The organism is Arthrobacter sp. NPDC093139 (genome assembly GCF_044754165.1).
Lineage (GTDB): Bacteria > Actinomycetota > Actinomycetes > Actinomycetales > Micrococcaceae > Arthrobacter.
Map to the genome: position 1 here is coordinate 88,730 of NZ_JBIVOO010000001.1, position 25,521 is coordinate 114,250.

Here is a 25,521-nt window from a genome sequence, read left to right on the forward strand (position 1 = left end):
GTGCCGTTCTCTTCTCTTATGTCGGCTCCTGCCTGACAGGAGCCGACATAAGGGCGGACACCGTCTAAATAGGCCGCTTGGCGATTTCCTCCACCCATGGAGGGCTCGGCATGCCTTGCTTCTTGTCAGTCGAGAGCCGAAGGCGGGCGGCGCGAACGATCACACGCTCTTCCTTGCGGCTGATGCGGGTCTGTGAAGCGCTGTCAACAGTGGACTATGTTTCGGACAAGGCACCTGTTCTGTCTCTGCCGTGGAGCGCACTCTTCCAGGCTTCGGCAATGAAACGTGTCTCCTCCGTGCCGGTGAGATTGCTGGTGGCCAGGCGGTCCAGAGCAGCGAAGCCCACCTCACGTCTCACCGGATCATCATCCAGGGTCGCTTCCAGCGCCCATCGTGCCCGTGACCACCATGCTGCAACAAGGAGCACGACGAGCGGCCCGAGTCCAGCAACGATCTGCCGCCACTCGGTATCCCCAGTATGAATGATGACGTCGATACGGCTGGGTGACGGAACAGGGTTCACGTGACCAGCATAGGCCGAACTGTATAGGGGTCCGCCTATGTAGAAGATGCAAGTAGGGCGGGGAGCGGGCGCCCAACAGGGTCAGTCTTTTTGCCGGTGAATGAAAGCGCCCATGCCAGGGACGGTGAACTGCACATACCCGTGTTCGGGTGCGAAGATGATGCCCTTCTCGATCAGGCGGGCCCGTTGGCTGGTAAGGGAACTATGGTCCTTCCCGAGGCGACCACTCAGGTCCGCTGTGGCGGAGGGCCCTTCGCCGTCTTGGCTCATCGCACGCAAGTAGTTTCTTTCGGCGGGTGTTGCTCGTTGCCAGCGTGCCACGAAGAAACCATGGTCCAGGTCGGCTGTTCCGAGTTCGACGGCGAGGCGGGCGTCGCCGACCGTGATGACCTTGTCGGACGCTGTCTCCCATAGCGTGCGCCCGTAGGCCTGGAGGAAATACGCGTAGCCGCCAGCTGCTTCCAGCACGGTGGTTAGGGCCTCTCCTTCGAGCAATGCCCCGAGTCTGCCAATGGGAACGGTGAGCGCTTCAGCTGCCGCCTCCGGGCTGAGCTTGCCGACCATGCGGTAGTGGAAGAGCCGTTCGGCGTAGGATCGGCTCTCGCTGAGCCGGCCCGGCAGCGACGGCAACCCTCCGCCGATAATGTAGAACGGCCAGCCCCTTTGGCCAGCGGCGTGCTGGACGGTCAGCAGCGCTCCCAGCAGGTCGGACTCGAGGTCCTGCATTTCGTCGATTACCAGCGCGAAGCCTGCCCTGGCTTTTCTCATCGACGCCGAGACGTCCTCAACCATCTCTTCCAAATCGATCTCTAGGTTTCGTGAATCTGCACGTCCGGCATCGAACTTAAGATCGGCGGTAAGTCCCTGCATCCCGAGGGAAACGGAGATGTTAGAGATGCTTCCCAAGCCTTGACTACGAAGATGTGACCAAGCGGGTGTCTGGCGAAGTCGGCGCGCTCCTAGCTGTAGTTCGCGGGCGAGCTTTTTGCGCACGGCTTCAGGTCCGCCATCTCCGGGCTGGGCCTCGAATTGCACCACCAACCAACCATTGCGGCGGGCCATTTCAGAGAACTCGTTCAAAAGGACTGTCTTGCCCACACCCCTGAGCCCGGTAAGCAGAATTCCGCGGTCGCCCGCGGCATTGGCTTTTGCCCGGGCCACCAGAAGGTCGAAGGCGTCAATCTCCGTCTGCCTCCCAACAAGGGCAGGAGGTTTGACCCCGGAGCCAGGAGAGAACGGATTGAGGGCAGGTTCCATGCCTTTCATCCTAACCGAATTATCGGGCAGCATTTCAAACATTGGGATGCTGCCGGATAATTTGTGATATAACCATTCAGGACGCCCAGCGCTCATCGACGGATTTAGCGATGACGATTTGGTGACGCCAGACCGAACGAAGACGAGAACGAGCTGGCACACAGCACGAAGAGCCCGATCGCGCTAACGGAAACAGGAACCCATGAAGCTCACGCGCCTCCTCATTCAGAACCACAGCCGCATCGTCGATGTGGAGATCGAGGTTCGTGACCACCTAGTACTGGTCGGATCCAACGACGTCGGGAAGAGCTCCATCCTACGGTGCCTTCAGCTCATTCTCGGAGCGTCCACGGCCCAGCTATACGCACAGATCACGGCCGAAGACTTCCGCGATGCCGAGAGTGAGTTCGTCGTCCAGGTCGAGCTCGCCGACTTTTCGGACGACGAGAAGGCCGCGTTTCCGGACGAGATCGATGTCAATGCCGCCACAGGTCGCACAACCCTGACCCTTCGCCTTAGCGCAACCGTCGATAGCAACGAGACATTGAACGTTGAGCGAATCGCTGTCGGCGCCGGTACCCGACGTCAGCTGTCGAGACCCCAGCTCGAAGCGATCGGCTGGCGGTTCCTCAGCGCTACGAGCCAAGCGCGTGAGCTCCGTGAAGACCGCCGCTCTGCCCTCCGAGACCTCCTCGACGCCGTCGAGCTTGGCGCTGAGAGGGCTGACTTCGACGACGCAGTGCAGCAGCTTGCAACAGTGCTCTCCGAATCGACCGTCATGAAAGGAGTTCGGACGGATCTGGCCGCACAACTGACCAAGGCGCTGCCGTCAGTCATCGGCACCGACGACCTAGCTTTTGTGCCTGGCTCGTCTGCGGAACAGGACCTCCTGAACGATGTCCGCCTCCAGATCCAGAAGGACGGCGAGCTCCGAGATCTCACCGCACAGTCCGACGGCATGCGGGCACTCTACGCCATTGCGCTCTACGATCTGACGAGCTCGGGCGCCAACGTTGTCGGAATCGATGAGCCTGAGATCCACCTCCACCCAACGAGCCAACGGAGCCTCGCGCGACTGCTCAAAACCAGCAGCAACCAGAAAATCATCGCCACGCACTCACCGGACATCGTCAGCGCGTTTGACCCAGACTCAATCGTCGTCGTCAAGCTAGGGGGCAACATGGTCCAGCCCCAGGCAGGCTTCCTCACGAGCGACGAGCGGCTGACGGTCCGCTGGTGGGTCCGTGACCGGCTTGAGCCACTGACCGCTCGCCGCGTGATAGCTGTTGAGGGAATCGCAGATCGAATCATCGTTGAGCGGGCTGCCGAGCTCACCAATAGGACGCTCGATCGGCTCGGCGTATCGCTCATCGAAACGAACGGCGCGGGAGACATGGGGGCTATCGACACCCTCTTCGGCTCCCGCGGATTTAATGTGCCGCTTTCCATGCTGATTGACGCTGATGCCGAAGTTGAGACTGCAGCGAAGCTCGGTGTGCAGCCTGCGGACCTCAACAGCAACTTCGTGTGGGTTTCGCGTGCGGATCTCGAAGACGAGTACGTCGCCGCGATCGGAGCCACCAAGCTCCAGTCGGCGCTCGTCGCTTCGACCCTGTTCAGGCCCAACCATCTGCGCAGGCTGGTACCCACCAGCCCAAGTGGTACGTTCACCGATACTGACCTGGCCACTTTCTGCCGCAGTTACAAAGTCAATGCCGCACTGGTTGCGGTGTCGCTCCTGGACGAGGCCTCCGCGCGGGCGATTGCCAGTATCGACGGCATGCTTAGCCAGGTCGAGGCCTCGCTGTGACGATCGAACCCTCGAAGGGCCAGCTCCAAATTCGCGACAGCGACCAGATGGGTATGCTTGTCGTCGCGCCGGCAGGGTGCGGCAAGAGCGAAGCGCTGGCCCTGCGCGTGCAGGGGATGCTCCGCCGCGGCGTGGCCTCCGGCGCCCGACGTATTCTGGTTGCAACCTTCTCAAACCGTGCAAAAGACAACATCCGAGAGCGGCTACGCAGCTATCTGACGACCGCAGAGTTGCGGGACAAGGTGACCGTCATTAACTTCCACGGTCTTTCCGCCCGGCTGTATCGGTCGCACGCCGCGGCCATCGGTCTCGACCCCGCGTGGACCTTGCCCGAGAACGACTGGGTGAGGGAACAATGTCAGCGCTCAGGACTTAACTTCGGGCAGAGTGCCGCTGTCGACAAAGTGCTCCAGCGCATCAAACAGGACCCGGTGAATGACGCCGAGGTACTTCGCCTGGTCGAGGCAGACGGGAATCCCGACGCCCTCGAAATCGAGAAGCTCCGGGTGCGGGAGAAACAACTCACTTACGACGATCTTCCCCGCGCTGCTGAACTGATCCTGGCGCGGAAGCAAGTAGCCGACCTTTACCGCTCCCACTTCGCCGCGGTAGTTGTTGACGAGTTCCAGGATCTTACGCCGCAGCAGCTCCGAATCATCAACCAAATTGGTGATGGCCGCACCACCTACGCTGGTGATCTCGCCCAAGGCATCTACGGCTTCACTGGCGCCAAGCCCGAGGAGGTGTATGCCCGCATCGCCAATGAAGTAGGCGATGTCGTCGAGCTGACTGAGTCGCATCGTTCGTCCCCGACCGTGCTCGCCGCGGTGAACGCGTTAGTGCCGCTTACCAAGGGCACTGTCCTGACTTGCGCGGCGCCCCATACCTGGCCTTCCGGTGGTCTGGCAGCCAAGGCTGGACACCGGACTGCAGCCTCAGAAGCAGCCTGGGTTGTGAAACTAGCGAAGGCGATTCTCTCGTACGCACCCACTCAGCGGATCGGAGTCATCTCTCGTATCGGCTCTCGGCGCCGCTTCCTGGACGCCGCCTTCGCCGCGGAATCTGGCCTCGAGATCCACCGGTGGGATGATGGCGTGCTCGATACCGCCACGGCCCGCCGGGTTAAGGCAGTCTTAGCCAGCATGGATGTGCGCGCCGTGCTGGCCGCGGATGACTCGATCGAGTTTCTAAGGGATTTCGCCGAATTCCACCAGATTCAAGACCCAGCAGATCGTATGGCGCTTGCCGATGCATTGGGCTGGGTGCTCGAGTTGCTCACTCAGGGGCTGACACCGGTCGAGATCTCGAAGCGGATTCGAGTCGGTGACAATTCGACGCTGTTGACCAAGGCGGGGGTGCATCTGCTCTCGGGCCACGCCGGCAAGGGGCAGCAGTTTGATTGGGTTGTCGTCGTCGGCCTCGAAGAAGGAAATGTCCCCTTCTTTGAGGCAAAAAGTGAGGAAGCGCTTCTGGAAGAGGCACGAGTCCTGTCCGTCATGATGTCGCGTGCGCGGCACGGGCTCGTCCTGACCTACGCAGCCGAAGTCCCCGCGCTGAACGGGCGCGTTTTCGCAAAAGATCCCTCTCGGTTCCTGACAGCCGGACTAAGGGCAACGCTGACGGATACCGCCGGCCTTGTGCAGTGGTTTCAGACTGCTTCCTGGGCTGAAATCGCCACCCGCTGAGCCTGATAAGTCACAGGCGCGGAGAGAGATGTGCTCCGGCCGGGACGAAATCTTCCCTGTCGTTTCTGTGTGTGTAACGGAAATGTCAGGGCGCCGCTGTCTTTTTCGAGTTATGTGCGCGGCATAGGGCTGCCACCGATCGAATGGGGGATATTCTTTGTCACCGGAACGTGGGATGCCATCAAGGAACGCCTCCAACAGGCCAACAGTGACGGGCAAGGATCATACTCTCAGGCGACAAGGCCTCAGTGGTCCTTGCTGTCAGGCTTTGTCAGCGATGGTCGAAAAGTGAGCCATTTCGCGGGCGTCACAATGGCTCAGTTTCGACCGTCACCGACAAGGCTTGCACGGTCGTTCGTCGGGGACGACCCATCGAGCACGCCCTTGTCTGGCTGGACGGCGACCTTGCAGGGCCAAGGAAAAGCTCAGGGCAACCCTTGTTACCGCTAACGCCGTTGTCTCTGGTTCCATCGATGCAGCGGCCCTGGACACGTATCATCCGCACCTGGCCGACGTGCGGATCGCTCCACGAAGCGCAATTCGCACGCTCGTCCGGCACGACGTCTACGTCTACGTCAATCCGCAATCGCGCACAGCTCTTTCCTTTACCGCGACCTATGACGGCTTGGGCGAAGTTAGCGTGCGTCACCGAGACCGCAGGGTCCAACGATCAGGCGGCACCGATGCGTTGCGTTCCACCACCAACTCGCTTTACCATCGGCTTTTAGCTTCGCTGGGCGGGAATGGCGCAGAGGAATTCCTGTTCAAGCAATACTGCAACCTCTACGGATCCCATGGATTCGACTTGCCACGTTGATTCCGCAGGCATACCTCCACTGCGACGAGGTGCACCGATTTCGAGGCCAAGAGTGCATGGACCGGGAAGATGCAGCCTGATGCTGTCGAATTTCTTCCCTGAACTGCTGTAGTTGAAGTCTTGACGCATCCGCAAGACACTCCGAGAAGAAGTTGGCCCGGCCCGTTTCGTGAAATCCCTGATGTTGCCGTCCTAATCGTCTTTGCAGGCTGCCATGCCGCCGGGCAGGAGATTCGTCTTTGCCGAGTGATCGACGGAAGCTACGACGATCCACGTAGCCTTGTACCGTTCGCTTGGCCGATCGGGAAGCGAAAAGTAGGCGCGATCTCCCTGCCGATCAGGAAAGGTAATGAAACTCTTGACCGGATCAACACAGAAAACGGGGGCTGGGACGTTTAGAAAAAACGACCGCCGAAAAAGGACTTACTTCCCATATTTAAGGGCATAGCCCACTCCTGCCGACACCGCTCCGCAAACGCTCAAGAGAACGTAGAGCAACATAGCTGAATCGAAAGGAACGGGATTGGGGGAACTGGCTTGGAAGGCGTTTATGATCGCACCGCCGCCGATGCCAAAAAAAGTCGTGCCGACACCTTGCATCAGATCCGCTGCTTTGTGAGATTTCGGTGCTAGTCGCAGGTGCGTCGCGGCAGAGGTCACATAACTCTCTGAGACACTGACCGAATCACTTCTTCGGGCTACGTTTTCCGCCTCTTGGCGAAGGTTTTCAACATGTACTGCAAGGTGTTTTTTGGCTGCCAGCTCCGCATCGGGGGTCCAATCAACTGTGGTTCTCGTGGCCATCTAAAGCCCTTCTCTTTTGGCTCCAGCTGGTCCAGCATTTCCTGTCATCTCTTCGTCCCAAACGTCTTCAGTGAGCTTCGCCGCCCACGCTGCAGAGGAATCTTGGTTTGATTTTCTTTTGGTCTTGGTCCAGAAAAGGGAGAAAGCGCCGATTAAGAGTGTTGTAACTGCGAAACCGACAAATGTCGTGATGAGAAATCCGCTAGTGTCTACGACCTTCGGGGTTCCTCCGAGTAGCGGTTTCAGGAACTGCGCACCGACGAATACAGCAGTCACAAATACACTTAGGGTTAACAGCAGCGCCATCATGCGTCGTCTGCGGCGCATCACCTTTGACTGCCTCACATGAGTAACCACGGGTGTGTCGGCGGGTGCCGAACTTTGAATATTTTCTGACATACCTTTTGCCGCCCTAAGGGCATTCGCTTTAGGCGAGGAGGAACCGACTGTACGATTTTCGATCATAACCCAGTAGCCCACCGCAGTCTAAACCAACCGGTTTGTTCCTTCGCTAATTTTAGGCGTGGACCAGCACGTAATTGGGCGTTTTCCAGGCCACGTAACACAACACCGTACCTAGCTGCGGCCTGGGACGTAGTTCCGCGCCTCACATGCGACGCGTATAACCGTGCCCGGATCTGATGGCGGGTAGACCATAATCCGAGGGCAAGAGCGTTGGTTTGTACCGGACGCCTTCTCGCTAGTTCTGTACCACCCACGGGATGGCCCGTCTATGAGCTGGTCGCCCGCGAGGTGGCCCCAGATCCGTCCCTCCTGCGTGAGAACGGCTTCCTGATTCTTCGCGACGTTCGCCAACCGTTATCCCCGTCGGTGCCAGTTCTCATCGGCGCCCACCAACTGCATATCCGCCGAAACCTTCCCGTCGGTCTGCTCATCGTAGGGTCTCCCGCCGGAATCAAAGCTCTGCGTCGACATCCCGGCCTGGGCTTTCTAAGCCGGGCCGAGTGACGCCTCGCCGACTACCCGTCTGGCCGTTCCAGTCGCCGACCTAGAGTAGGAAGCGTGGATGCTGCCGAGTGGGCGCCCGAGCTGGCTTACTCCCTTGCCGTTGGGCCCGGAGCACCGTCCTTGCTGACGGTCGCTACTTGCACCGGACCTGCTGCTAGCAGGCAAGTCATAGATGCGAGGAAGCACTTATCTATGTGTTCCGAATTTCAAGCGGGTCAATCCGCAGAGGAACTTGGCCAGGCCACACGAGGACGCCGTTCCCGTGACGGGAGTTTTCCATATTGAGCACGTCCACTCTCGTGACCATTCCGTTCGAATGTTCCAGCTCGTGTATGCGCCGCTGATGCCAGTGGCCACAGAAGAGATGAGGAACGGCCATCGCATCTACCACCTCTCTGAGTAGGGCCCTGGTTTTGTTCGCTTTATCCATAAAATCTGGGCTGAGCCGGAAGTCTCCCGTCAGCGGGACGCCTGCCGGCGCGTCGTGGGTAATCAAGACGTCCAGGGGACCGCCGGCGATGAGGGCTTCGGCTTCCTCTCGAGTGGGTTCTTCATTGGGCCACCAGTCCTTCCCCTCGGTCCGGTGCTCGTAGTCGACGCTGAACGCGCCGCCTAAGCCGCCAATGGCAAGGCCCTCAATGATGGTCCGACCGCCTCTCGGCAGGACCCGGATATTGGACCGAATGGTGGCCAAGCCGTCGTCCTCGACGTGGAGCTTTGCCAAAGTGTCCCAGTTGTCGTGATTTCCCCCGGAGACGACAAGCGTGATCCCTACGTCCGTCAGGTAGTTGTTCAGTTTGGCTTCATAACGTCCACGCTTAGCACCGGGCCAATCAAGACCGAAGTCTCCAACGTGAATGGCGGTTCGGACACCTTGGCGGGCAGCTGACCTGACGGAGGTCAGCGCCCAGCCGGCGTTGCCATGCCAGTCACCGAAGACTGCGAGAGGGTAGGAGCAAGACATCCGTCCAGCATACGGAGATGCCGGAGTACTGTGTTCAATCCGGGTTTGCGGCAACCCCATCAGTCGATTTCGGCCCCCAAGTCTGGAAGAGCAGCAAGGCAGTGGTCAAGCTTAGAGCAGCAGACGTGGTCGGCTCAGCAAGTTGGCGGGACACTTTGCCGTGGGACATAGCGTTTGCGGAGGTCCGAGAACCGCGCCATTGGTGACTGGGACTTGCGCGGGGCGGACCGAAGAAGACGAGTGTAGCTCCGGGTCTGGCGCAGGGGAGTGGCAGGGCGTCAGATGAGAGGCGAGTAGCTTGGCGGGCGGAACGCGCTGGGCGGCGGCAGCGACTCTGCGGTCTGCGTCTGGTCTGTTGCTTGGCTCGACTTCCGCGTAACGGGTTCCTCGGTCGGTGAGTAGCCCATCGGTCGAGCTGCTTCGTAAATCCGTGCCAGTCGTGACTTCTTATCGGCGTCGAAACGGTCTCGCGGGTCGTATCTGCCGACGACGGAGTCGAATGCCTCCGGTAATGCGCGCGCAATCATTCCAATGTCGTCCAAGCGCATGAGGACGGACCCGCGCAGCATGCGCGTAAGCCTCTGGTAGTTCAAGCCCGTCATTTCGGACAACGTCACCACGCTCATGCCGCGCTCCATAAGGGCCTCGCGTATCCCTTTGGCAAACACGTGCTGGATCATCGCGCCGGAAACCTGGGTAACGTTCGCCTCGGTCTCCTTTACGAACTCCGGACGCAGCTTCCTGCCAAACTCCCGGGGGTTGATGAGCATGGCGCGCGGCTCATACCTCGGACCCGTCCTGGGCCTCTCTCGGCGGGGTTCTACCATGACAACGAACATACTCCCGTACGCGGGAAACGATCTTTTTCTAACGCAGGGCGGTACAAATCTTTGTGGTGGGCCGTATAATTTATTTGTCGTACGGATAACTTCAGCTCTCTACACCAGCATCCTCTGTCCTTGAGGGTGATGAAGCTGGCAGCCATGACTGCCTATCCGTTCCAAGACGTCGTGATTGCCGGCAAGCCTCCTGTGTTGCCTACACTCGTTTCAGACGGTCGATTCTCGATGGTTCATCCAAGACCTCGACGCGGCAGATTCAGGCCATGTAGGCGCAGGAGTGTGTCTGCTCGTGCGGTTCGCCCGCCCGCGATGCCGTCCTCCTTGAATAGGGCGCCTGGATCGAGAAGATCTGCGGTGGTTTGATGAAGCCAACCAAGAAAAGAACCGCGACAGCGCGCGTAACGAGATCACATGCAGCCGTCCTTCCGTATGGCGAGTGCTGGAAATGAGCCTCCTAGAAAAAAGGCGGCGGTCAGACCGTCAGCAAGGACCAAGGGAAACATACGGCCGCGACGTCCTTCATTGGATCGACGCCGAGGGCATCGGACATATGGCTCTGGCGGACAGCAGGGCCACTGGTTTGGAGCTTCATAAAGCTGCAGTGTTCCGGCAAGGCATCAAATATCCCCGCCGGCGTAATTATGAAGGCTATTACTGGTTTTCCCGCACGGGCCAGCATCTCTGGTACGAATCCCTCACGGAGTACTCAGCACTGATGTGGCTGGACTTCTCACAGGACATCGTAGGCATATCTACCCAGCCGATGTGTATTTACTTTGCCGACGGAACAAGCCACTATCCCGACTTCTTCACTGTTCAAAGGGACGGGACTCAAACCCTTTGTGACGTTCGGCCGCAGAATCTCATCGATGCCAAAGCAACGGAAACATTCACCAAGACCAGAGACCTTTGCCAGCGCATCGGCTGGCCATATCAGATCCTGGGCGAACTTGGATTGCCCATGCGCCACAACTTGGAATGGCTAGCAGCCTACCGGCCCCCCCGGTACAAAGCACCCAACGAGATTCAGGAACTCGTGGTTGACTTCCTGTCCGAGCCCGCCCGGTTGCTGGACGTAGCTCGGGCAATAAGTTCATCAGCTCCTGCCTTCAGCATCCACTTTATCTACAACCTCTTATGGACACGAGAGATCCGCGCTGACTTAGCACGCCCGTTGTCCTGGAACACTATTCTCCGAAAGAACGAAAATGTATAGCGTCCGAATTGGCCAGGAGATCAGGCTCGATGACGGAAACTACGTCATCACCGGCCTGAACCGCGGGAATCTGAAACTGAAGAATGTGGATGATCGGGAATACTGCGTACTCCACATCACTGAACTGGTCCAAAGGATGACGGACATCCCCGGGGGAGCAGGCACCACGGACTACGCCGATCCGGCGATACTGGACACAATCTCGGACAAAGAACGCAAGCACATCGACCTGCTGGCGCTCCACCTCCGGGAGCTGATCGACGGCACGCCCCCCACCCCCGACACGGAACCCCGTCCCGAGTATGATCCCGCACGATTTTCCCTGGCCGAGCGTATCGATCTGAAGGTTAAGGAACTGAACAGTCTTGGCTGTTCCTGTTCTGCGCGGACGCTTCGGCGAAAACTCGACGCCTACCGTGAAGCAGGGGAGGCAGGGTTGATCGACCGCCGCGGCTCACGCCGCGATGACCCATTCAGGAAGCTGGATCCGCGAGTCAGAGATGCGCTGATCAGTGTTATTGCCGCCGAGCGGGATTCGTCGACGGGTTCAGGCGAGCGGTTTTCGCTGCGGCTGGAAAAGCGCCTCCTGAGGGACTATCCGGGCCAGGACGTCAAGGTCCCGCCGCGCACAAGTCTGTGGCGATATGAGGCGTTTCTTGGGAAGAACAAATACGCATTCGGCAATGCTGCGAACAGGCGCAGCGCCGCCAATGCTCCTGCCCGCATGTACAGTTCCCGCCCGCCAATCATGCCTGGCCATGAAGTGCAGGTCGACACGTCTGATTTCGACATCCTTGTGCTCGACGACGATGGGAAGTCGCAAAGGGTGAAGCTGGTCATCTTCCTGGATAAGGCCACGCGAAGCATCATCTCGACCGGCATCAGACGCGTTGCGACCAAGGGCTTTGACCTCTCGTGCATGTTGGCCCAGTGCGTAGTTCCACGCCCGTTGCGCCCCGCGGTCGCGGCATTCAATGAATTTGAGCTCGCGGAGATGCCATGGGCAGCCGGCCTGAGCTCCGAGGAGGTCGGAAAGTACGACACGACCAGGCCGTTCATTGTTCCGGCGCGGATCGTGACGGATAACGGGTCGGATTACCTCTCGACAACGTTCCGCTCCGCTTGCCAGGGACTGGGAATCAGCATCACGGAGTGCTCCATCCGGACGCCGACGGACAAGCCGAACGTAGAACGGGCATTCGACGCCATCAAAACCCTCTTCGCCCAGTACCTGCCCGGATACACCGGCGGAGAGGTCAGCCGGCGCGGCAAATCGCCTGAGAAAGATGCCGGGCTTCTGGACATCTATACGCTGGCAGAGCTTTTTGAACGGTGGGTCACGGTGATCTGGCAGAACAGACCGCAGGATGGACTCCGGGACCCCCTATGCCCGGGTGTCGTCCACACGCCAAACTCGATGTACATGGCAATGTTCGACGCCACGGGATTTGTACCGATCCCGTTGACGGCGGCTGACTACATAGCGATGATGCCGATTGAATACCGGACCATCCAGATGGATGGTATCCAGATTCAATATCGGCGATACGACTCCCCGGATCTGCAGCGCTATCGGCTTTCGCCGTCCTATGTGACGGGCCATAAGCGCAAATGGGCCGTGCGGACGGATCCGAACAATCCCGCGGCTGTCTGGGTTCAGGACCCCGAGGACCAGTCGTGGATTCAGTGCGACTGGATGAACCAGGACGCGTTCGGAAAGCCCTTCTCCGCTGAATTCAGGCAAAAAGCCCGAGATGTCGCCGCGGAACTGGGTGTCAAGGGGGACCTGCAATCCGGGCGTGTGATCGAAAAGGTCCTGAGGGCCACGCGGACTGAAAAGGCGAAAACAAGGGCTGCCGAGCAACGGCAGGCAGCGGCGCAAAAGCTTGCTCACGACGCCGGGATGCCTGACCTTGTTGTACGGCGGCCTGACCTGCTCGCACCGTCCGAAAGCCCCGACATCGAAGTTCCGACAGTGGGTATTTTTGACCCAAATCAGGAGTACCTCTGATGTTTTTCTCCGAACGCCCTCCTGAGGTCCTTGATCAATGGGAAGGACTCACCAACGTATTGAGCCAACCCGGTGAATTGCCGGAATTGCCCGACCCCTCAACGTGGGCTGGGATGGGACCAACGGAGCGGGAGGCGTTCAACAACCGACGGCTCGACTATCTGGGTGCCGACCTCGTCATTTCAACGCCTCAGCTCAAAGCCGTGGTGCGAAAGACCCAGCTTGCCGTCCTGCAAAACCGATCCCGTGTGGCAGGGCGCCTCGGGGTCCTCGTCTCGGGCGAGTCGACCATGGGCAAAACGACTGCGTGCCTTGCGGCAATGAAGACGATCTACGAACGTTATGCCCGTCAGTACCCCCAGTTCATGGAACTCGACCAGAAACCGGTCATCTACATAGAAGTACCAGCAGGCTGCACCGGCAAAGCGGTCGTGGGACGATTCGCACAGTTCCTCGGGCTGCCCATCAGGAGCCGGGACACCCTTGAATCGCTGCTGACAACAGTTGTAGGTCAACTCCAAAAGAGCAGAACGGTCCTGGTGGTCGTTGACGAAATTCACAACCTCAGCACGCTCAACAACGGCAACGGAGAGAGTGTCGACGTTCTGAAATCCCTTTCGAACAGAGTTCCGGCAACCTTCCTGTATGCCGGCATCAACATCCATCTTGGGCCCTTGCTCACAGGCGACCGTGGACAGCAGATACGAGGACGGTTCACCTCCGAAGTGCTGCACAGGTACATGAGAGCCACAACAACTGAGAAGGCACTCTGGAAGGGGATCATTCAGTCCTTTGAACACCATTTGCTTCTCTTCAACCACCACGAAGGGGACCTTGCCGCGCACGAGCAATACCTCCATGACCGGACCCGCGGCTCCATCGGTAGCCTCGGACGCCTTCTGACAGGGGCCGCGCAGTGGCTGATCTCGAGCGATGCGGACTCCGAAGACGAAACCATTACACGTGAGGTTCTCGAGAGTATCCCCCTGGACATCGACGCAAGCGAAAACTGGCTTCAATCCGATCTCGCCCACATGGACGACGGGAAATGACGTCCATCGAACGAAGCCTGCAGGCGAAGGACGCCGACAGTCACGTAGAGGAGACTCACCTTGCATCCGGACCAGGGAATCGGCAAGAACCGGCAAAGACCGGCGCAATGGACGACGGGGGAATACCTACCTCGCTGGACGTGGCAAAGACCCACCCGACGATCGGGGACATGAGGGGCAGATTGCCTCTCCGCGCACGGATCCGCCGGCTGGAAACGGCAGCTAGTTTTACGGCTCGACTGGAGGAAACTAACTTCCTTGGCACCGGAACAATAAGAGAACTCGCAATGTCCTTCGCACCCCGAACCCAAGCCAGGACAATAAGACGCCGGGACGTAAGAAACGCACTTGAGGTCTTCCTGGAGACTCGCGCAGGCGTGCCATCAGGCTTCTTCGAACGACAAAGGGACCTGGCGGGTAGCCACGCCGACTCCCCGCGATTCCTTTGTCCTTTCTGCGCTCAAGGCTGGGCCGTGGAACAAAGTCCACATGCATTGGATTATTGCTGCCTCAAGCACCGCCTCTGGACAGGACCCGGCACAGGGGCAGTAACACTTCGGCGCCCTGAAGGCGGAAAAGTCGGTCCGCGGCTGCCGCTTCCGCTGGTTTACGTCTCGGACGAAGTACTCGCCGCCGAACGCCGCTACCGGGAACTCCTCCGTCGCGGAGCGGCGCCACCGGCGCTTGTGGCCGAACTTGTTGAACTCGTGAGTCGTCAAATACCGGGGACGGTCACTGGCCGCGTCACTGCGGAGAACTACCCGGCAGTAGTGTCCATTGCCTGGATGCTGAGCCAACCTGCATACCTGCAGGCACTACTCAATCCCCGGCGGACCTATGCCCAAGCCCGCAACTTCTTGAACGCCCATCTCCAGCGAGCAGTACCTGCTGCCGAGGCCAGTCTCAGAGACTCGCTGTGGCTCCTGCTGCGACCCACTTTCTTGTGGGTTCGGCAGCAGGTCCAAGGCGAACGCCTGGGTCGAGAATTTCACCCGCTCATTCATGTTGACTCCTGGGACCCGGCAAATGGACGGCCAATACAGCGCCCCTTGGAGCCGTTCAGCCGATACCTGGACCAACTTGAGTTGCCGAGGGGAACGTCATGGCCAGAACTTTCGGAGCTATATGTTGTGGCAGGAAGCTTCTCGACACCCCGAACAGCAATCCGAAGCCCCCATCAACCGGCGCTACTAATCTGCCCAGCGGGGCACGTCATCAGGCGCCACTGTTCGAAGGTGGCCCACGCCTTTGCCCTTGGTAAGGAACTGTGTTCAATATGTTCAGGGCAGACGGCGTTAGCCGGGTACAACTCCCTCGCGGAGACCCACCCCCGATTGGCCGCCGAATGGGACCTGACGCGAAATGTACTGAAACCAGGTGACGTGGTTTCCGGTAGCGGCAAGATGGTGCACTGGATCTGCCGTAAGGGACATCGCTATCCCGCCACGGTCGCTAACCGTGCCTACAACGGGTCCGGCTGTGCAGTGTGCGCAAACTTCGCTGTGCTGGCGGGCACGAACGATCTAGCAACGACCCACCCTGCCTTGGCCGCGGAATGGCACCCGGACCTGAACGGAGACGTCCGGCCCGACAACGTCATCAGCGGATCAGGCTATAAGTTTGCTTGGTTGTGCCCCAACGGCCATACCTACTGGAAAAAGATCCAGAAGCGAAAAATCGGCCAGGGGTGTTCCATCTGCTCGGGCCGGCGTGTTGTAGCAGGAATCAATGACCTCGGGACGACGCACCCCGCGATCGCGGCTGAATGGCATCCTACTAAGAACGGGGAAGCAACGCCCGAACAGGTGACGTTCGGGAGCGAGATGCTCGTCTATTGGCTGTGCCCCAAAGGCCACGACTATCCAGCTCCGGTAATGAACCGCACCGGGTCCAAAAAAGCCGGTTGCCCCTACTGCTCGCACCGCAAACTCTGGCCCGGATATAACGACCTCGCCACTCAGTACCCTGACCTTGCCCGAGACTGGGCGCCTGACCTGAACGACGGGCTGACAGCTTCCGAAGTCCTTCCTGGCAGCTGCCTTCGAGGGTGGCGGTGCCCCTTCGGACACGAACAGCACATGATGTTCCGAAACCGGCTCCGAGCCGGGGGATGCACGGACTGCCCCGTGCACCTGCGCGCAGCCCCGAACGGGCTAAACGGCTGACAGCATGCAGTTCCTCGTTCTTCCCATGATTGAGCCAGTCCAAATATCTGTCCTGGCAGTGGGGACAGCCCGAACGCCCGCTTAAGTAGGAGTGGTATGACATGTATCCGAGCCCAGCTCAGACGATCGACGTAGTGATACACACCGGCCCCGCACCGTGGTGGCAGATAGTGGCCGCTGTGGGCCCCATCGTCCTCATCCTAATAATCGAATTAGTACTGATCGTCCTCTTGGTTCTGCGTAGCTTCCGGGGAAGGCATGGAGGCTTCCAGGCCGGGCAGGGCAGCGAAGTTGACTGGGAGCACCTGCAGTGGGCTCTTGACTCCTCTGTGTCCAACGACCCGCAAAGGGCAAGAATGGGGCGGCTCGCAATAGATTCCCTGTCACGGCTTCGGCTGAACAAAGAAGATCGAGACCTGCTGGCTGCAGCATCCCAACGCCGTCCCCCATCCGTCAGTTCGGAGAGTAACGGATCTGTGGAGAAGCCCAAATAGCGGTGGCAGCGTTCACGCCCCTGGTACGACGCATGGAGCGGCTGCGCGCTCATGTTCCCGACGGGCACCGCAGAGAGCTGGCCGCGACCGCCGTTGCACGATTCTGCATGAATTCACCGGTCCTGACCCTGGTTAGGGATTACATAGCTCGTTCGTGTGCCAGCGTGAGGTCCGGAAATATCGCTACTTTCACCGCGTCGAAAGAACCGGGTCCTGCTTTGTGGCCGCAACTCCGCCTACGATCGGAGGTCGGGGCGTGTTGTCAGTCGCTCCGGGAGGACAACCTCGGCGGGGGAGAGTTCTGGCCTTGCCCGGAGCAGGCGGAGTGCGTGCCGAAACGACCGGCCTGACCAGGCCGTGTCGGCCGAGACTTCCACGACCACCGGTTCGACGAGTGTGAGGGCGACAGGTTCCTTGTCCCGGTTGAACCTGTCCAGGGTCGTGCCCTTCACGGTGGCGGGCCAAGGATGTTCGCCCCGGGGCAGCTTGAGCCATCGGGCTAGTTCTCGGGCATCAGCCGTCTTCAGTGGGCTGGAGCGGCCGACGATCCGCAGCTCACCGTCCAGGACCAACCCGGCCACGACCTCTGAGGGTCGGGTGATTGGTCCGATCACGGCCCCGCAGACGACCTCCACGGTTTCCCTGTGCTTCAGCTTCAGCCACGAGCGGACCCCTGGGGTGTATGGCTGGTCTGTGCCTTTGATGATCAGCCCTTCTATCCCTGTGTGCGGCAGCTCAACAAACCACTGTGCGGCCACTTCGGGGTCGGTGGTGGTGGGGGAGAGGGACAGCGGAGGCTCCCAGCCCGTTGCCAGTCTTTCCAGCAGCGCCCGCCGCTGGTGCAGCGGCAGGTCCCGGGCATCGTGCCCGGCCACAGCCAGGACGTCGAACGCGACGTAGTTCGCAGGCACCTCCCGGACCAGTCCGGGAAGTGAATTCGGGCTGGCTCCCAGACGTTGCTGCAAGGCGGAGAAGTTCAGCCGGTCATCCGACCAGATCACGGCTTCGCCGTCGACCACGCACCCAGGCGGGACGGCGGCCGCGATGGCTTCGGCCAATTCGGGGAAGTACCGGTTCTGTTGGGTCTTAAAAGGTTGTCGCGGACGTCGCATTTCTGTACTGCCATATGTGTCCGGCACAGCAACTGTCGGTGTGTCGGGCACGTCCTTCACGTCGCGAATTCGAACATCCTTCGCATGAGCATCATCTCTGGGATGAGGTGCGGGGGTGATCTGGCCGTGGCGACGTTCAGGTCACTCAATCAGCCCTGGGACCTACCCAATCAGGGCTTGGGCTCGGCACCCAGAGCGAGGGTGAGCCTCCTATAGCGGGCATGACGCTTCCCTGACCGACAAACCGTGAAGCCGTCGTGGCGCCAGAGGCCTGCTGCTGGATAGGCTGCCACCAGCCGGTTTGAGGGCAATGATCGCCGGTACGGACGGCGAGGGTGTGCGCCTGGGCATGGTACGTGGAGGCTGGCCTGCGCTTTTTCATGAGAACTCCTGGGGTGAGGTCATTGCCAAACGTTATTCGAGACAGTGCGCCTCTGGGGCCTGTACATATGTCGATCAGCCACGAAACTTCGCTACACATGTCAGGAGCCTTCCGGGTCGCCCTCCGGCTACCGTTGCTGGCAGGCCACTTCAGGCAAAGCGGAATCAACAACCCGAAAGCGAGAAGAATCGTGTCAACGAACCAGGAACTTCCCGTGCTGCCCCATTACATCGGGGGAGAAGAAGCACCTTCCGCCGGTGACCGCACAGCACCTGTCTTCGACCCAGCACGTGGAATCGAAACCAAACGCGTGGCACAGGCCAACCCTGCGGATATCGAAGCCGCCATCTCCTCGGCGCAGAAGGCGTTCCCGGCCTGGCGCGACCTCTCCATCACCAAGCGCCAGCAAATCCTCTTCCGCTTCCGCGAGCTGCTGAACGAGCGAAAGGGCGAACTCGCCCAGATCATCACGGCCGAACACGGCAAAGTGCTCTCCGATGCGCTGGGCGAAATCACCCGAGGCCAGGAAATTGTCGAACTGGCCACAGGGTTCCCGCACTTGATCAAGGGCGAGCACTCGGAGAACGTCTCCAGCGGCGTGGACGTCTACTCCACCAAGTCGCCATTGGGGGTCGTCGGCATCATCAGCCCCTTCAACTTCCCGGCAATGGTCCCGCTTTGGTTCTTCCCGATCGCCATAGCCGCCGGCAACACCGTGGTGCTGAAGCCCAGCGAGAAGGACCCGACGGCGGCCAACTGGCTCGCAGAGCTGTTCACCGAGGCAGGCCTGCCCGCCGGCGTACTCAACGTGCTTCACGGCGACAAGGAGGCCGTGGACGGCCTGCTGGAACACCCGGACGTCAAGGCGATTTCCTTCGTCGGATCAACGCCTATTGCCCAGTACATCTATGAGACAGCTGCCCGGAACGGCAAGCGCGTCCAGGCCCTGGGCGGCGCCAAGAACCACATGCTGGTCCTCCCCGACGCCGATCTTGAACTGACCGCCGACGCCGCCATCAATGCCGGCTTCGGTTCCGCCGGTGAACGCTGCATGGCCATCAGCGTCCTGGTCGCCGTCGAGCCCGTCGCCGACGAGCTGATCGAGAAGATCACCGCCCGCATGGCCACGCTAAAGATCGGCGACGGCCGCCGTAACTGCGACATGGGCCCGCTGGTCACCCGGCAGCACCGTGACAAAGTGGCTTCCTACATCGACGTGGCCATCGAAGACGGCGCCAAGGTGGTAGTGGACGGGCGCGGCATCAACGTCGACGGGGACGAGAACGGCTTCTGGCTGGGCCCCACTCTGATCGACGAAGTTCCGGTCACGTCCCGTGTCTATTCCGAAGAGATCTTCGGCCCGGTGCTGTCCGTGGTCCGCGTCCGCAGCTACGAAGAAGGCCTGGACCTGATCAACTCCGGCGCATTCGGCAACGGCACGGCCATCTTCACAAACGACGGAGGCGCGGCGCGCCGCTTCCAAAATGAGGTTGAGGTGGGCATGGTGGGCATCAACGTGCCCATCCCGGTCCCGGTCGGCTACTACTCCTTCGGCGGATTCAAGAGCTCCATCTTCGGCAGCTCCAAAGCCTACGGCCTCCAGGGCTTCCAGTTCTTCACCCGCGAGAAGGCCATCACCTCCCGCTGGCTCGATCCGAGCCACGGCGGCATAAACCTGGGCTTCCCACAAAACTAGGGACCCAGCACAGGACAGCAGGCCTCCGGACCCTTCGCCGGAGGCCTGCTGTCTGTCCTTGTCCTGCTATTCCTCCAGGAACTGGACAGCCGCGAAGAGCTCCAACCGGTCCCCGATCCGGTCAAGGTTGAGTCCAAGAATCCGGCCGGCGGCGTCGATCCGGTTGCGCAGGGTATGCCGGTGCACCCCCAGGCTGCGGGCCGTCTTATCCCACACGCAGTTGTTGGCAAACCATTCCCGGATTGTCTCCAGCAGTTCCGTGTGCTCCGCCGCGTCATGCGCGATCAGCGGCTGCAGCAGTCCCCGGGCAACCGGTCCTGCCGCTGCTCCCTTCAGCAGACCGAGCATTCCGCCCTCGGACAGTTCGGAGAATCCGACCACGGCCCGGTCGAGTTCTACGGCATGGCGGAGGGCGCGGTTGGCTTCTTCAAGGGCATTGGGCAGACTGCTCATTCCTGTCTCAGCCGAAATGCCGCAGACCGCGCCGTGCCGCCGGAGGAGTTCCAGGACCTTGTCCTGATGCGCCGGTCCTGCCAGAACTATCAGCAGTTCGCCCCGCAGGGCGTAGAACACCGCGCCGTGGTGGTCGTCGGCCAGGAGCTCCAGCGCCTCGAGCAGGTTCGGTGCTGGAATTTCTTGACGCGACGCCGTCACCAGCAGCGGTTCGCGGGGGAGCTGGCCCCAGACCTGCCGCGCTGTCCTGACGGCGACGTCGGTGCTGCCTGCCAGCAGCTGTTCGAAGACACCGCTACGGAGGTGCCGCCGTGCGGTATCCAGGCTGCGGGCCTGTTCCAATGCCAGGCTTGCCAGGCCGATCACGCTGTTGACGATATCCGTCCGGGCAGGGTCCAAGGGCTCGATGGCGCCCAGGATCAGTGCGCCGCGGAGATTGCCCTTCCGGCCCAGGGTCTGCAGCGTCACCGCTTGGCCGCCGATGTCCAGGTGCGAGGCAGAGCGGGTGCCCAGGTGCAGCGCGTCCCGTACCCGTTGCGTGACTTCCCCTGCGATATTGGAGGGAACCGGGCGGTTCCGGGGCATGCGGACGTAGTTGCCCGCCGCATCATAAAGTGCCACCCAGCTGTGCAATTGCCGCTCAAGTTCCCCCAGGATCGAGGTCAGACCGTCGGGACGGAGCGCCGCCCGGGAAATGGCACGCTGTGCCTGCAGGGACCATTCGGCGCGGGCGTGCTCTTCCCTGGCAAGGTAGTCCGCCACCATGCGAATGATCGCGATGAAAGGCGTGCGGTCCGGCACTTCCAGCAACGGCAAACCCTGCTGCCGACAGGCCTCCTCCAGCCCCCTCGGCAACGTCCCGTGGATCACCTGCGTCGCGAAGCCAAGACCTGCGATGCCGTGATCAACCAGCCGGCGCACATACTCTTCATACCCTTGGCCGTGCGGCCCCTCCGGCGCCTGGCGCTGCGTGGCCGGGTCCGTGGTCGTCGTTACAGACCCTGCGTCCACCGGAAACTGGGTGCCATCGGTGAGCAGCAGCTGGCCCGCGTCCAAGAACGGGGTGGGGTCCTCCAGGTCCGAGCTGTGTACCCAGCCGATGGGTTTCTCAAGCTGCGGCGCACCAAGATCGGGCACAACGAGCCGGAGCTTTAGCGAGCGGCTGCGGAGGAGGACGTTCAGGCTGGGAGGCATGGCGGGGCCCTAAGGATGTAAAAACGTCGAACAGAAATAGACTAATTGTACAAACGTATACGGTGCTACAACCCCTCGGAACCGGATGATGAAGGAACGTACCAATCCATCCAACGAGAGGAACCGACATGGTCGCCAGCCGGGCAATCCTGGACGCCGCAGCCACCCGCGCAAACCCTAGCAACGCCGACGTCGTTGCCCTGGACCGGGCGAACGTCTTCCATTCCTGGTCGGCGCAAAAGTCCCTCAACCCCCTGGCGATCGCCGGCGGCTCAGGCAGCACGGTGTGGGACCACGACGGCAACACGTTCCTGGACTTTTCCAGTCAGCTGGTGAACACCAACATCGGCCATCAGCACCCGAAGGTCATCGCGGCGATCGCGCAGCAGGCAACCAGCCTGGCCACCGTGGCTCCGGCGCACGCCAACCACGTCCGCGGCACGGCTGCTGCCAAGATTCTGTCCCACGCCCCCGCGAACATGGAGAAGGTGTTCTTCACCAACGGCGGCGCGGACGCGAACGAAAACGCCATCCGCATGGCCCGCCTGCACACCGGCCGGGACAAGGTCATCTCGCGCTACCGCTCGTACCACGGCAACACCGGCGCCGCGATTGCGGCCACCGGCGACTGGCGCCGCATCTCCAACGAATACGCCCGCGGCCACGTCCACGTGTTCGGACCGTACCTCTACCGCTCCGAGTTCTGGTCGCAGAGCCCGCAGCAGGAGACCGAGCGCGCCCTGCACCACCTACGCCGCGTCATCCAGGCCGAAGGGCCCCAAACGGTCGCCGCCGTCCTGCTCGAAACCGTCCCCGGCACCGCAGGCATCCTGGTCCCGACGCCCGGCTACCTCGAAGGCGTCCGCGCGCTGTGCGACGAATACGGCATCGTGATGATCCTTGACGAGGTCATGGCCGGCTTCGGACGCACCGGCGACTGGTTCGCCCTCGACGCATTCAACGTCACCCCGGACCTGGTCACCTTCGCTAAGGGCGTGAACTCCGGCTACGTCCCCGTCGGCGGCGTCATCATCTCCGACGAGATCGCCGCCACCTTCGACGAGCGCGTCTTCCCCGGCGGCCTGACCTACTCCGGCCACCCGCTTGCCGCCGCCTCCGTCGTCGCTTCCATCGAAGCCTTCGAGGAAGAGGACATCGTGGGCAACGCTGCCCGGATCGGCAGCGACCACCTCGAACCGGGCCTGCGGGCGCTGGCTGAGAAGCACAGTGTCATCGGCGAAGTCCGGGGCCGCGGCGTGTTCTGGGCGCTCGAACTCGTCCAGGACCGCACCACCCGCACACCTGTCGCCCCGGAGTACATGGGTCGGCTCAAAATCGAACTGCTCCAACGCGGGCTGTTGCCGTTTATTGCGGACAACCGCATCCACGTGGTGCCGCCCGCCGTCGTTACCGCCGAAGAGGTGGAGCAGGCACTGTCCATCTATGACCAGGCCCTCACCGCAATGACTATCTGAATACAGGTTCCACAGGCAAAGAGACGAAGAGCCCCCTCGCGTGGCTGTCCCCTAGTACCGGCAGATCCAGCGGCCGCCCGGTCCCAATTCACCATGGTCCACCCAGATAGCCCGCCCCGGCAGGGCATCAAGCTGCCGGGGCGGGCTGGTCAATTGGACTGTGGCCGTCGCAGCCTTGGCCAGGGTCTCGAATAGATATCGTGCAGCGCGCTTCTACTCCCTTGGGGCGTCGTTTGGTGCATTGGCGTACCGACTGGTGCTAGCGGATCGTAGCAGTAGTGATGGCTGATGCTCCCAGGCCCCAGTAGTCCAGGGACTTCTTGTATTCCGGGGTTTCCAGAACGGACTGGATGGCCTTCTGCAGGGCCGGGGTCAAGGGTGATCCCTTCTTCAGACCCATGGCGGCGTTGGTGTTCGTGCGCGTATCCACCTGTGGGGTCAGGACGGTGAAGGAGTTGGGCTGCTGGATCTGGGCCCAGGCCAGAGCACCGGCGTCATAGAAGACACCGTCGACCCGCTTGGAGTGCAGCTGGGTCAGGGCATCCTGGACGTTGGGAAGGGTCACGCCGTTAATGGCCGGCTTGCCTTGGGAGGTGCAAGTCCACTTCGAGACGTTCGGCAGGTACTCCAGTTGCTGCGCGGAGCCCTTGGTCACGGCAATATTTTTGCCGCACAGCGTGTCATTGGTCAGATTGAGCGGATTTCCTGCGGCTACCAACACGGATGAACCGTCCTTAAGGTAGTCGATCATGTCCAGAACCTTCAGCCGCTCGGGCGTGGCCCACATGGTGGTGGCGGTGAAGTCGTACCGGCCGCCGTCGATTCCGGGAACGATTGTGTCGAACGCCGTGTTCTCGAACTTCAGCTTCAGGCCCAGTTTCTTGGCCACCAGGCGGGCGAGGTCCGGGTTCACGCCGATCGGCGTGACGTTGTCCTCGGCAAGGAACGTGGTCGGCGGGGAGCTCAGATCCATCGCCACGGTCAATTCACCCTTGTCCTTGAAGGACTGCGGCAGCAGTGCCACCGCGGCGGGATCCGGCTGGATGCCCTCTGAGATGTCACGGGTGTTCTGTGTCTTGGGGATTTCCGTCGCTTGAGTGCCCGCTGCCGTGCCGCCGCAAGCGGTCAGGGCCAGCAGGACGGCAACCCCCGCAGCGGCGGTCTGGATCTTGTTTCTGGTCTTCATGGTGCTTCCTTTCAAATGGTTTCAGCTGGAATGGTCCGGGCCATATGCCGCTGGGACCAGCCGCCGGAGGAGATGATGGCGTCCTCGAAAGTCCGAGACTTCTCGCAGGAGGTGACGACGACGCTGTCGCTGGTTTCGTTGATGCTGTCGATGGGTGTGTTGGTGTGGATGGTTGCGCAGTTGGGCCTGGGCTGCGGCTGTAGCTGCCTGGTCGGTGCGCGGAGCACTGTCCTGCCGGTCGTAGATGGCGTTGTCGTCGAGGCGGAGGTTGCGCTGGGAGGGGGTGGCCATTCGGCCATTTCCTAGTCGCTGAGGATTACGCGCCTGGGCCCGTTGATGCCGATGGTGACCAGGAGGCTGGGGATGCAGGGGTTGTTGGCTGTGTGGATGGAGAGTCGGCCGCTGCGGGTGAGGATGTTCTGGCCCGTTTGGGCTTTGAGTTCGGCCCAGAGGCTGCGGAAGCCTTCCAGGGCGGGCTAGTAGTCGGGGTAGCCGGTTGAGCATGCGGATAAGGCGGGTGTTCCCGCCCACGGCGCTACGGCCGTGGGCGGGAAAGGCGGCTTCGAACCCGGTGACGGCCGGACAGGCACGATGCCTGCCACAACGCCCTGCTGCCGATGCTGCCCCATCCAATAACGGCGAGTCTGCCATCGGTCATGTGGATCACCTTTTCATGTTCAAAGACGCTTCGCCTCAGGAACCGGTTTAGAGACCGAGGTGCTTGTTGAGCTCATCCAGGGAGTTCATAGTGACGTAGTCGTAGCCATCGGTAATGGGGTCGAAGCCACGGTCCAGCAGGATGAGGTTCCGGAATCCCATGTCGTGCATCGGCATGTGGTCGTACCTGGTGTGCGAGGAGACGTGCAGGAAGTCCTCCGGGTTGGCGTTCAGGGTGTCCAGCATGTACTCAAACGCCTGGTAGCGCGGCTTGTAGGCCCGGGCCTGCTCAGCGGTGTAGACGGCGTGGAAGTCTGCACCGAGCTTCGGAACGCTGATGTCCAGGAAGCTGGTGTCTGCGTTCGACAGAATCACCAGCTGGTAGTTGTCGCCCATCGTCTTCAGCGGAGCCAGCACGTCCTCGTGGGCAACCCAGCCGCGTACAGCCTCAGCGAATTCTGCGCCGGCACCTTCGGTCGGCCCAATGCCGAAGCGCTTGCACGCGCGGTCAAAGGAATCCTGAAGGATCTGCTCGTAGGGCTTGTAGTCGCCACAGACCTCGTCGTACCGGTACCCCCAGAACACCTTCTCGAACGCAGGCCACTGCTCTTCGGAGATGCGGCCATCAAGCAGGCGGCGCGTGGTGGGATCGATGTCGAAGTCGATAAGAGTGCCGTAGCAATCAAAAGAGATGTACTTCGGCCGGAAGTTCGTTTCTGCCATGATTCGTCCGTTTCATTTGGTCTTGGACGGGAGC

The 25,521-nt window shown here is 61.0% G+C and carries 19 protein-coding genes; 8 read left to right on the forward strand and 11 right to left on the reverse strand.

Annotated features, from left to right (window positions below):
- Nucleotides 1–214 precede the first annotated feature (214 nt).
- Together ACIP90_RS00460 and ACIP90_RS00465 are read right to left on the reverse strand one after the other, a co-directional pair.
- On the reverse strand, nt 215–523 hold the full coding sequence (locus ACIP90_RS00460; RefSeq protein WP_400575777.1) for a hypothetical protein: 309 nt from the start codon (nt 521–523) through the stop codon (nt 215–217).
- A gap of 81 nt (nt 524–604) precedes the next feature.
- Nucleotides 605–1,822: an ATP-binding protein gene (locus tag ACIP90_RS00465; protein WP_400575779.1), complete on the reverse strand. Its 1,218-nt coding sequence runs from the start codon at nt 1,820–1,822 to the stop codon at nt 605–607.
- 160 nt (nt 1,823–1,982) lie between these two features.
- Between ACIP90_RS00465 and ACIP90_RS00470 the strand changes: the two genes are divergently transcribed.
- A complete protein-coding gene (locus tag ACIP90_RS00470; RefSeq protein ID WP_400575781.1) occupies nt 1,983–3,590 on the forward strand; it encodes an ATP-dependent nuclease in 1,608 nt (535 codons plus the stop codon).
- A complete protein-coding gene (locus ACIP90_RS00475) occupies nt 3,587–5,275 on the forward strand; it encodes a UvrD-helicase domain-containing protein (protein ID WP_400575783.1) in 1,689 nt (562 codons plus the stop codon). The genes ACIP90_RS00470 and ACIP90_RS00475 overlap by 4 nt, the downstream gene beginning before the upstream one ends.
- 1,240 nt (nt 5,276–6,515) lie before the next feature.
- Here the strand turns inward: ACIP90_RS00475 and ACIP90_RS00480 are convergent.
- The 4 genes from ACIP90_RS00480 to ACIP90_RS00495 all read right to left on the reverse strand — a co-directional run bounded on the left by ACIP90_RS00480 (nt 6,516) and on the right by ACIP90_RS00495 (nt 9,599).
- Nucleotides 6,516–6,896 carry a hypothetical protein gene (locus tag ACIP90_RS00480; protein WP_400575785.1) on the reverse strand — a complete coding sequence of 127 codons (381 nt, stop codon included), beginning with the start codon at nt 6,894–6,896 and terminating at the stop codon, nt 6,516–6,518.
- Nucleotides 6,897–7,361, reverse strand: a complete 465-nt coding sequence (locus ACIP90_RS00485) for a hypothetical protein (protein WP_400575787.1) — start codon at nt 7,359–7,361, stop codon at nt 6,897–6,899. It abuts the gene before it with no gap.
- A gap of 694 nt (nt 7,362–8,055) precedes the next feature.
- Nucleotides 8,056–8,829, reverse strand: a complete 774-nt coding sequence (locus tag ACIP90_RS00490; protein WP_400575789.1) for a metallophosphoesterase — start codon at nt 8,827–8,829, stop codon at nt 8,056–8,058.
- Between the two features lie 278 nt (nt 8,830–9,107).
- Nucleotides 9,108–9,599, reverse strand: a complete 492-nt coding sequence (locus tag ACIP90_RS00495) for a helix-turn-helix domain-containing protein (RefSeq protein WP_400575791.1) — start codon at nt 9,597–9,599, stop codon at nt 9,108–9,110.
- A 517-nt stretch (nt 9,600–10,116) separates the two neighbouring features.
- On the opposite strand from ACIP90_RS00495, the gene ACIP90_RS00500 reads away from it, so the two are divergent.
- The 4 genes from ACIP90_RS00500 to ACIP90_RS00515 all read left to right on the forward strand — a co-directional run bounded on the left by ACIP90_RS00500 (nt 10,117) and on the right by ACIP90_RS00515 (nt 16,115).
- Nucleotides 10,117–10,887, forward strand: a complete 771-nt coding sequence (locus ACIP90_RS00500; protein ID WP_400575793.1) for a TnsA-like heteromeric transposase endonuclease subunit — start codon at nt 10,117–10,119, stop codon at nt 10,885–10,887.
- Nucleotides 10,880–12,898 (forward strand): Mu transposase C-terminal domain-containing protein, encoded by a 2,019-nt coding sequence (locus ACIP90_RS00505; RefSeq protein ID WP_400575795.1) that lies wholly within the window; start codon nt 10,880–10,882, stop codon nt 12,896–12,898. The genes ACIP90_RS00500 and ACIP90_RS00505 overlap by 8 nt, the downstream gene beginning before the upstream one ends.
- Nucleotides 12,898–13,950 (forward strand): TniB family NTP-binding protein, encoded by a 1,053-nt coding sequence (locus ACIP90_RS00510; protein ID WP_400575796.1) that lies wholly within the window; start codon nt 12,898–12,900, stop codon nt 13,948–13,950. The genes ACIP90_RS00505 and ACIP90_RS00510 overlap by 1 nt, the downstream gene beginning before the upstream one ends.
- A 785-nt stretch (nt 13,951–14,735) precedes the next feature.
- A complete protein-coding gene (locus ACIP90_RS00515) occupies nt 14,736–16,115 on the forward strand; it encodes a zinc-ribbon domain-containing protein (RefSeq protein WP_400576754.1) in 1,380 nt (459 codons plus the stop codon).
- A 730-nt stretch (nt 16,116–16,845) separates the two neighbouring features.
- Here the strand turns inward: ACIP90_RS00515 and ACIP90_RS00520 are convergent.
- Nucleotides 16,846–17,721 (reverse strand): ATP-dependent DNA ligase, encoded by an 876-nt coding sequence (locus tag ACIP90_RS00520; protein WP_400575797.1) that lies wholly within the window; start codon nt 17,719–17,721, stop codon nt 16,846–16,848.
- A 572-nt stretch (nt 17,722–18,293) separates the two neighbouring features.
- On the opposite strand from ACIP90_RS00520, the gene ACIP90_RS00525 reads away from it, so the two are divergent.
- Nucleotides 18,294–19,799 carry a CoA-acylating methylmalonate-semialdehyde dehydrogenase gene (locus ACIP90_RS00525; protein ID WP_400575799.1) on the forward strand — a complete coding sequence of 502 codons (1,506 nt, stop codon included), beginning with the start codon at nt 18,294–18,296 and terminating at the stop codon, nt 19,797–19,799.
- A gap of 66 nt (nt 19,800–19,865) precedes the next feature.
- Here the strand turns inward: ACIP90_RS00525 and ACIP90_RS00530 are convergent, their stop codons facing one another.
- Nucleotides 19,866–21,446 (reverse strand): PucR family transcriptional regulator, encoded by a 1,581-nt coding sequence (locus ACIP90_RS00530; RefSeq protein WP_400575800.1) that lies wholly within the window; start codon nt 21,444–21,446, stop codon nt 19,866–19,868.
- Between the two features lie 128 nt (nt 21,447–21,574).
- On the opposite strand from ACIP90_RS00530, the gene ACIP90_RS00535 reads away from it, so the two are divergent.
- On the forward strand, nt 21,575–22,921 hold the full coding sequence (locus ACIP90_RS00535) for an aspartate aminotransferase family protein (protein WP_400575802.1): 1,347 nt from the start codon (nt 21,575–21,577) through the stop codon (nt 22,919–22,921).
- A 259-nt stretch (nt 22,922–23,180) separates the two neighbouring features.
- Here the strand turns inward: ACIP90_RS00535 and ACIP90_RS00540 are convergent, their stop codons facing one another.
- The 3 genes from ACIP90_RS00540 to ACIP90_RS00550 form a co-directional block, all read right to left on the reverse strand.
- Nucleotides 23,181–24,107, reverse strand: coding sequence for an ABC transporter substrate-binding protein (locus ACIP90_RS00540; protein WP_400575804.1), 927 nt, complete (start codon nt 24,105–24,107; stop codon nt 23,181–23,183).
- 11 nt (nt 24,108–24,118) lie between these two features.
- Nucleotides 24,119–24,406, reverse strand: coding sequence for a hypothetical protein (locus ACIP90_RS00545; RefSeq protein ID WP_400575806.1), 288 nt, complete (start codon nt 24,404–24,406; stop codon nt 24,119–24,121).
- 406 nt (nt 24,407–24,812) lie between these two features.
- On the reverse strand, nt 24,813–25,487 hold the full coding sequence (locus ACIP90_RS00550; protein WP_400575807.1) for a haloacid dehalogenase type II: 675 nt from the start codon (nt 25,485–25,487) through the stop codon (nt 24,813–24,815).
- Between the last annotated feature and the right edge of the window lie 34 nt (nt 25,488–25,521).

Bases quoted from the DNA above. Each gene is read 5' to 3' on its own strand.
- ACIP90_RS00505 (WP_400575795.1), top strand. From the start codon at position 10,880: ATGTATAGCGTCCGAATTGGCCAGGAGATCAGGCTCGATGACGGAAAC.
- ACIP90_RS00535 (WP_400575802.1), top strand. From the start codon at position 21,575: ATGGTCGCCAGCCGGGCAATCCTGGACGCCGCAGCCACCCGCGCAAAC.
- ACIP90_RS00545 (WP_400575806.1), bottom strand. From the start codon at position 24,406: ATGGCCGAATGGCCACCCCCTCCCAGCGCAACCTCCGCCTCGACGACA.
- ACIP90_RS00510 (WP_400575796.1), top strand. From the start codon at position 12,898: ATGTTTTTCTCCGAACGCCCTCCTGAGGTCCTTGATCAATGGGAAGGA.
- ACIP90_RS00495 (WP_400575791.1), bottom strand. From the start codon at position 9,599: ATGCTCATCAACCCCCGGGAGTTTGGCAGGAAGCTGCGTCCGGAGTTC.
- ACIP90_RS00515 (WP_400576754.1), top strand. From the start codon at position 14,736: ATGCTGAGCCAACCTGCATACCTGCAGGCACTACTCAATCCCCGGCGG.
- ACIP90_RS00520 (WP_400575797.1), bottom strand. From the start codon at position 17,721: ATGCGACGTCCGCGACAACCTTTTAAGACCCAACAGAACCGGTACTTC.
- ACIP90_RS00465 (WP_400575779.1), bottom strand. From the start codon at position 1,822: ATGTTTGAAATGCTGCCCGATAATTCGGTTAGGATGAAAGGCATGGAA.
- ACIP90_RS00550 (WP_400575807.1), bottom strand. From the start codon at position 25,487: ATGGCAGAAACGAACTTCCGGCCGAAGTACATCTCTTTTGATTGCTAC.
- ACIP90_RS00485 (WP_400575787.1), bottom strand. From the start codon at position 7,361: ATGATCGAAAATCGTACAGTCGGTTCCTCCTCGCCTAAAGCGAATGCC.
- ACIP90_RS00500 (WP_400575793.1), top strand. From the start codon at position 10,117: ATGAGCCTCCTAGAAAAAAGGCGGCGGTCAGACCGTCAGCAAGGACCA.
- ACIP90_RS00530 (WP_400575800.1), bottom strand. From the start codon at position 21,446: ATGCCTCCCAGCCTGAACGTCCTCCTCCGCAGCCGCTCGCTAAAGCTC.
- ACIP90_RS00470 (WP_400575781.1), top strand. From the start codon at position 1,983: ATGAAGCTCACGCGCCTCCTCATTCAGAACCACAGCCGCATCGTCGAT.
- ACIP90_RS00540 (WP_400575804.1), bottom strand. From the start codon at position 24,107: ATGAAGACCAGAAACAAGATCCAGACCGCCGCTGCGGGGGTTGCCGTC.
- ACIP90_RS00480 (WP_400575785.1), bottom strand. From the start codon at position 6,896: ATGGCCACGAGAACCACAGTTGATTGGACCCCCGATGCGGAGCTGGCA.
- ACIP90_RS00490 (WP_400575789.1), bottom strand. From the start codon at position 8,829: ATGTCTTGCTCCTACCCTCTCGCAGTCTTCGGTGACTGGCATGGCAAC.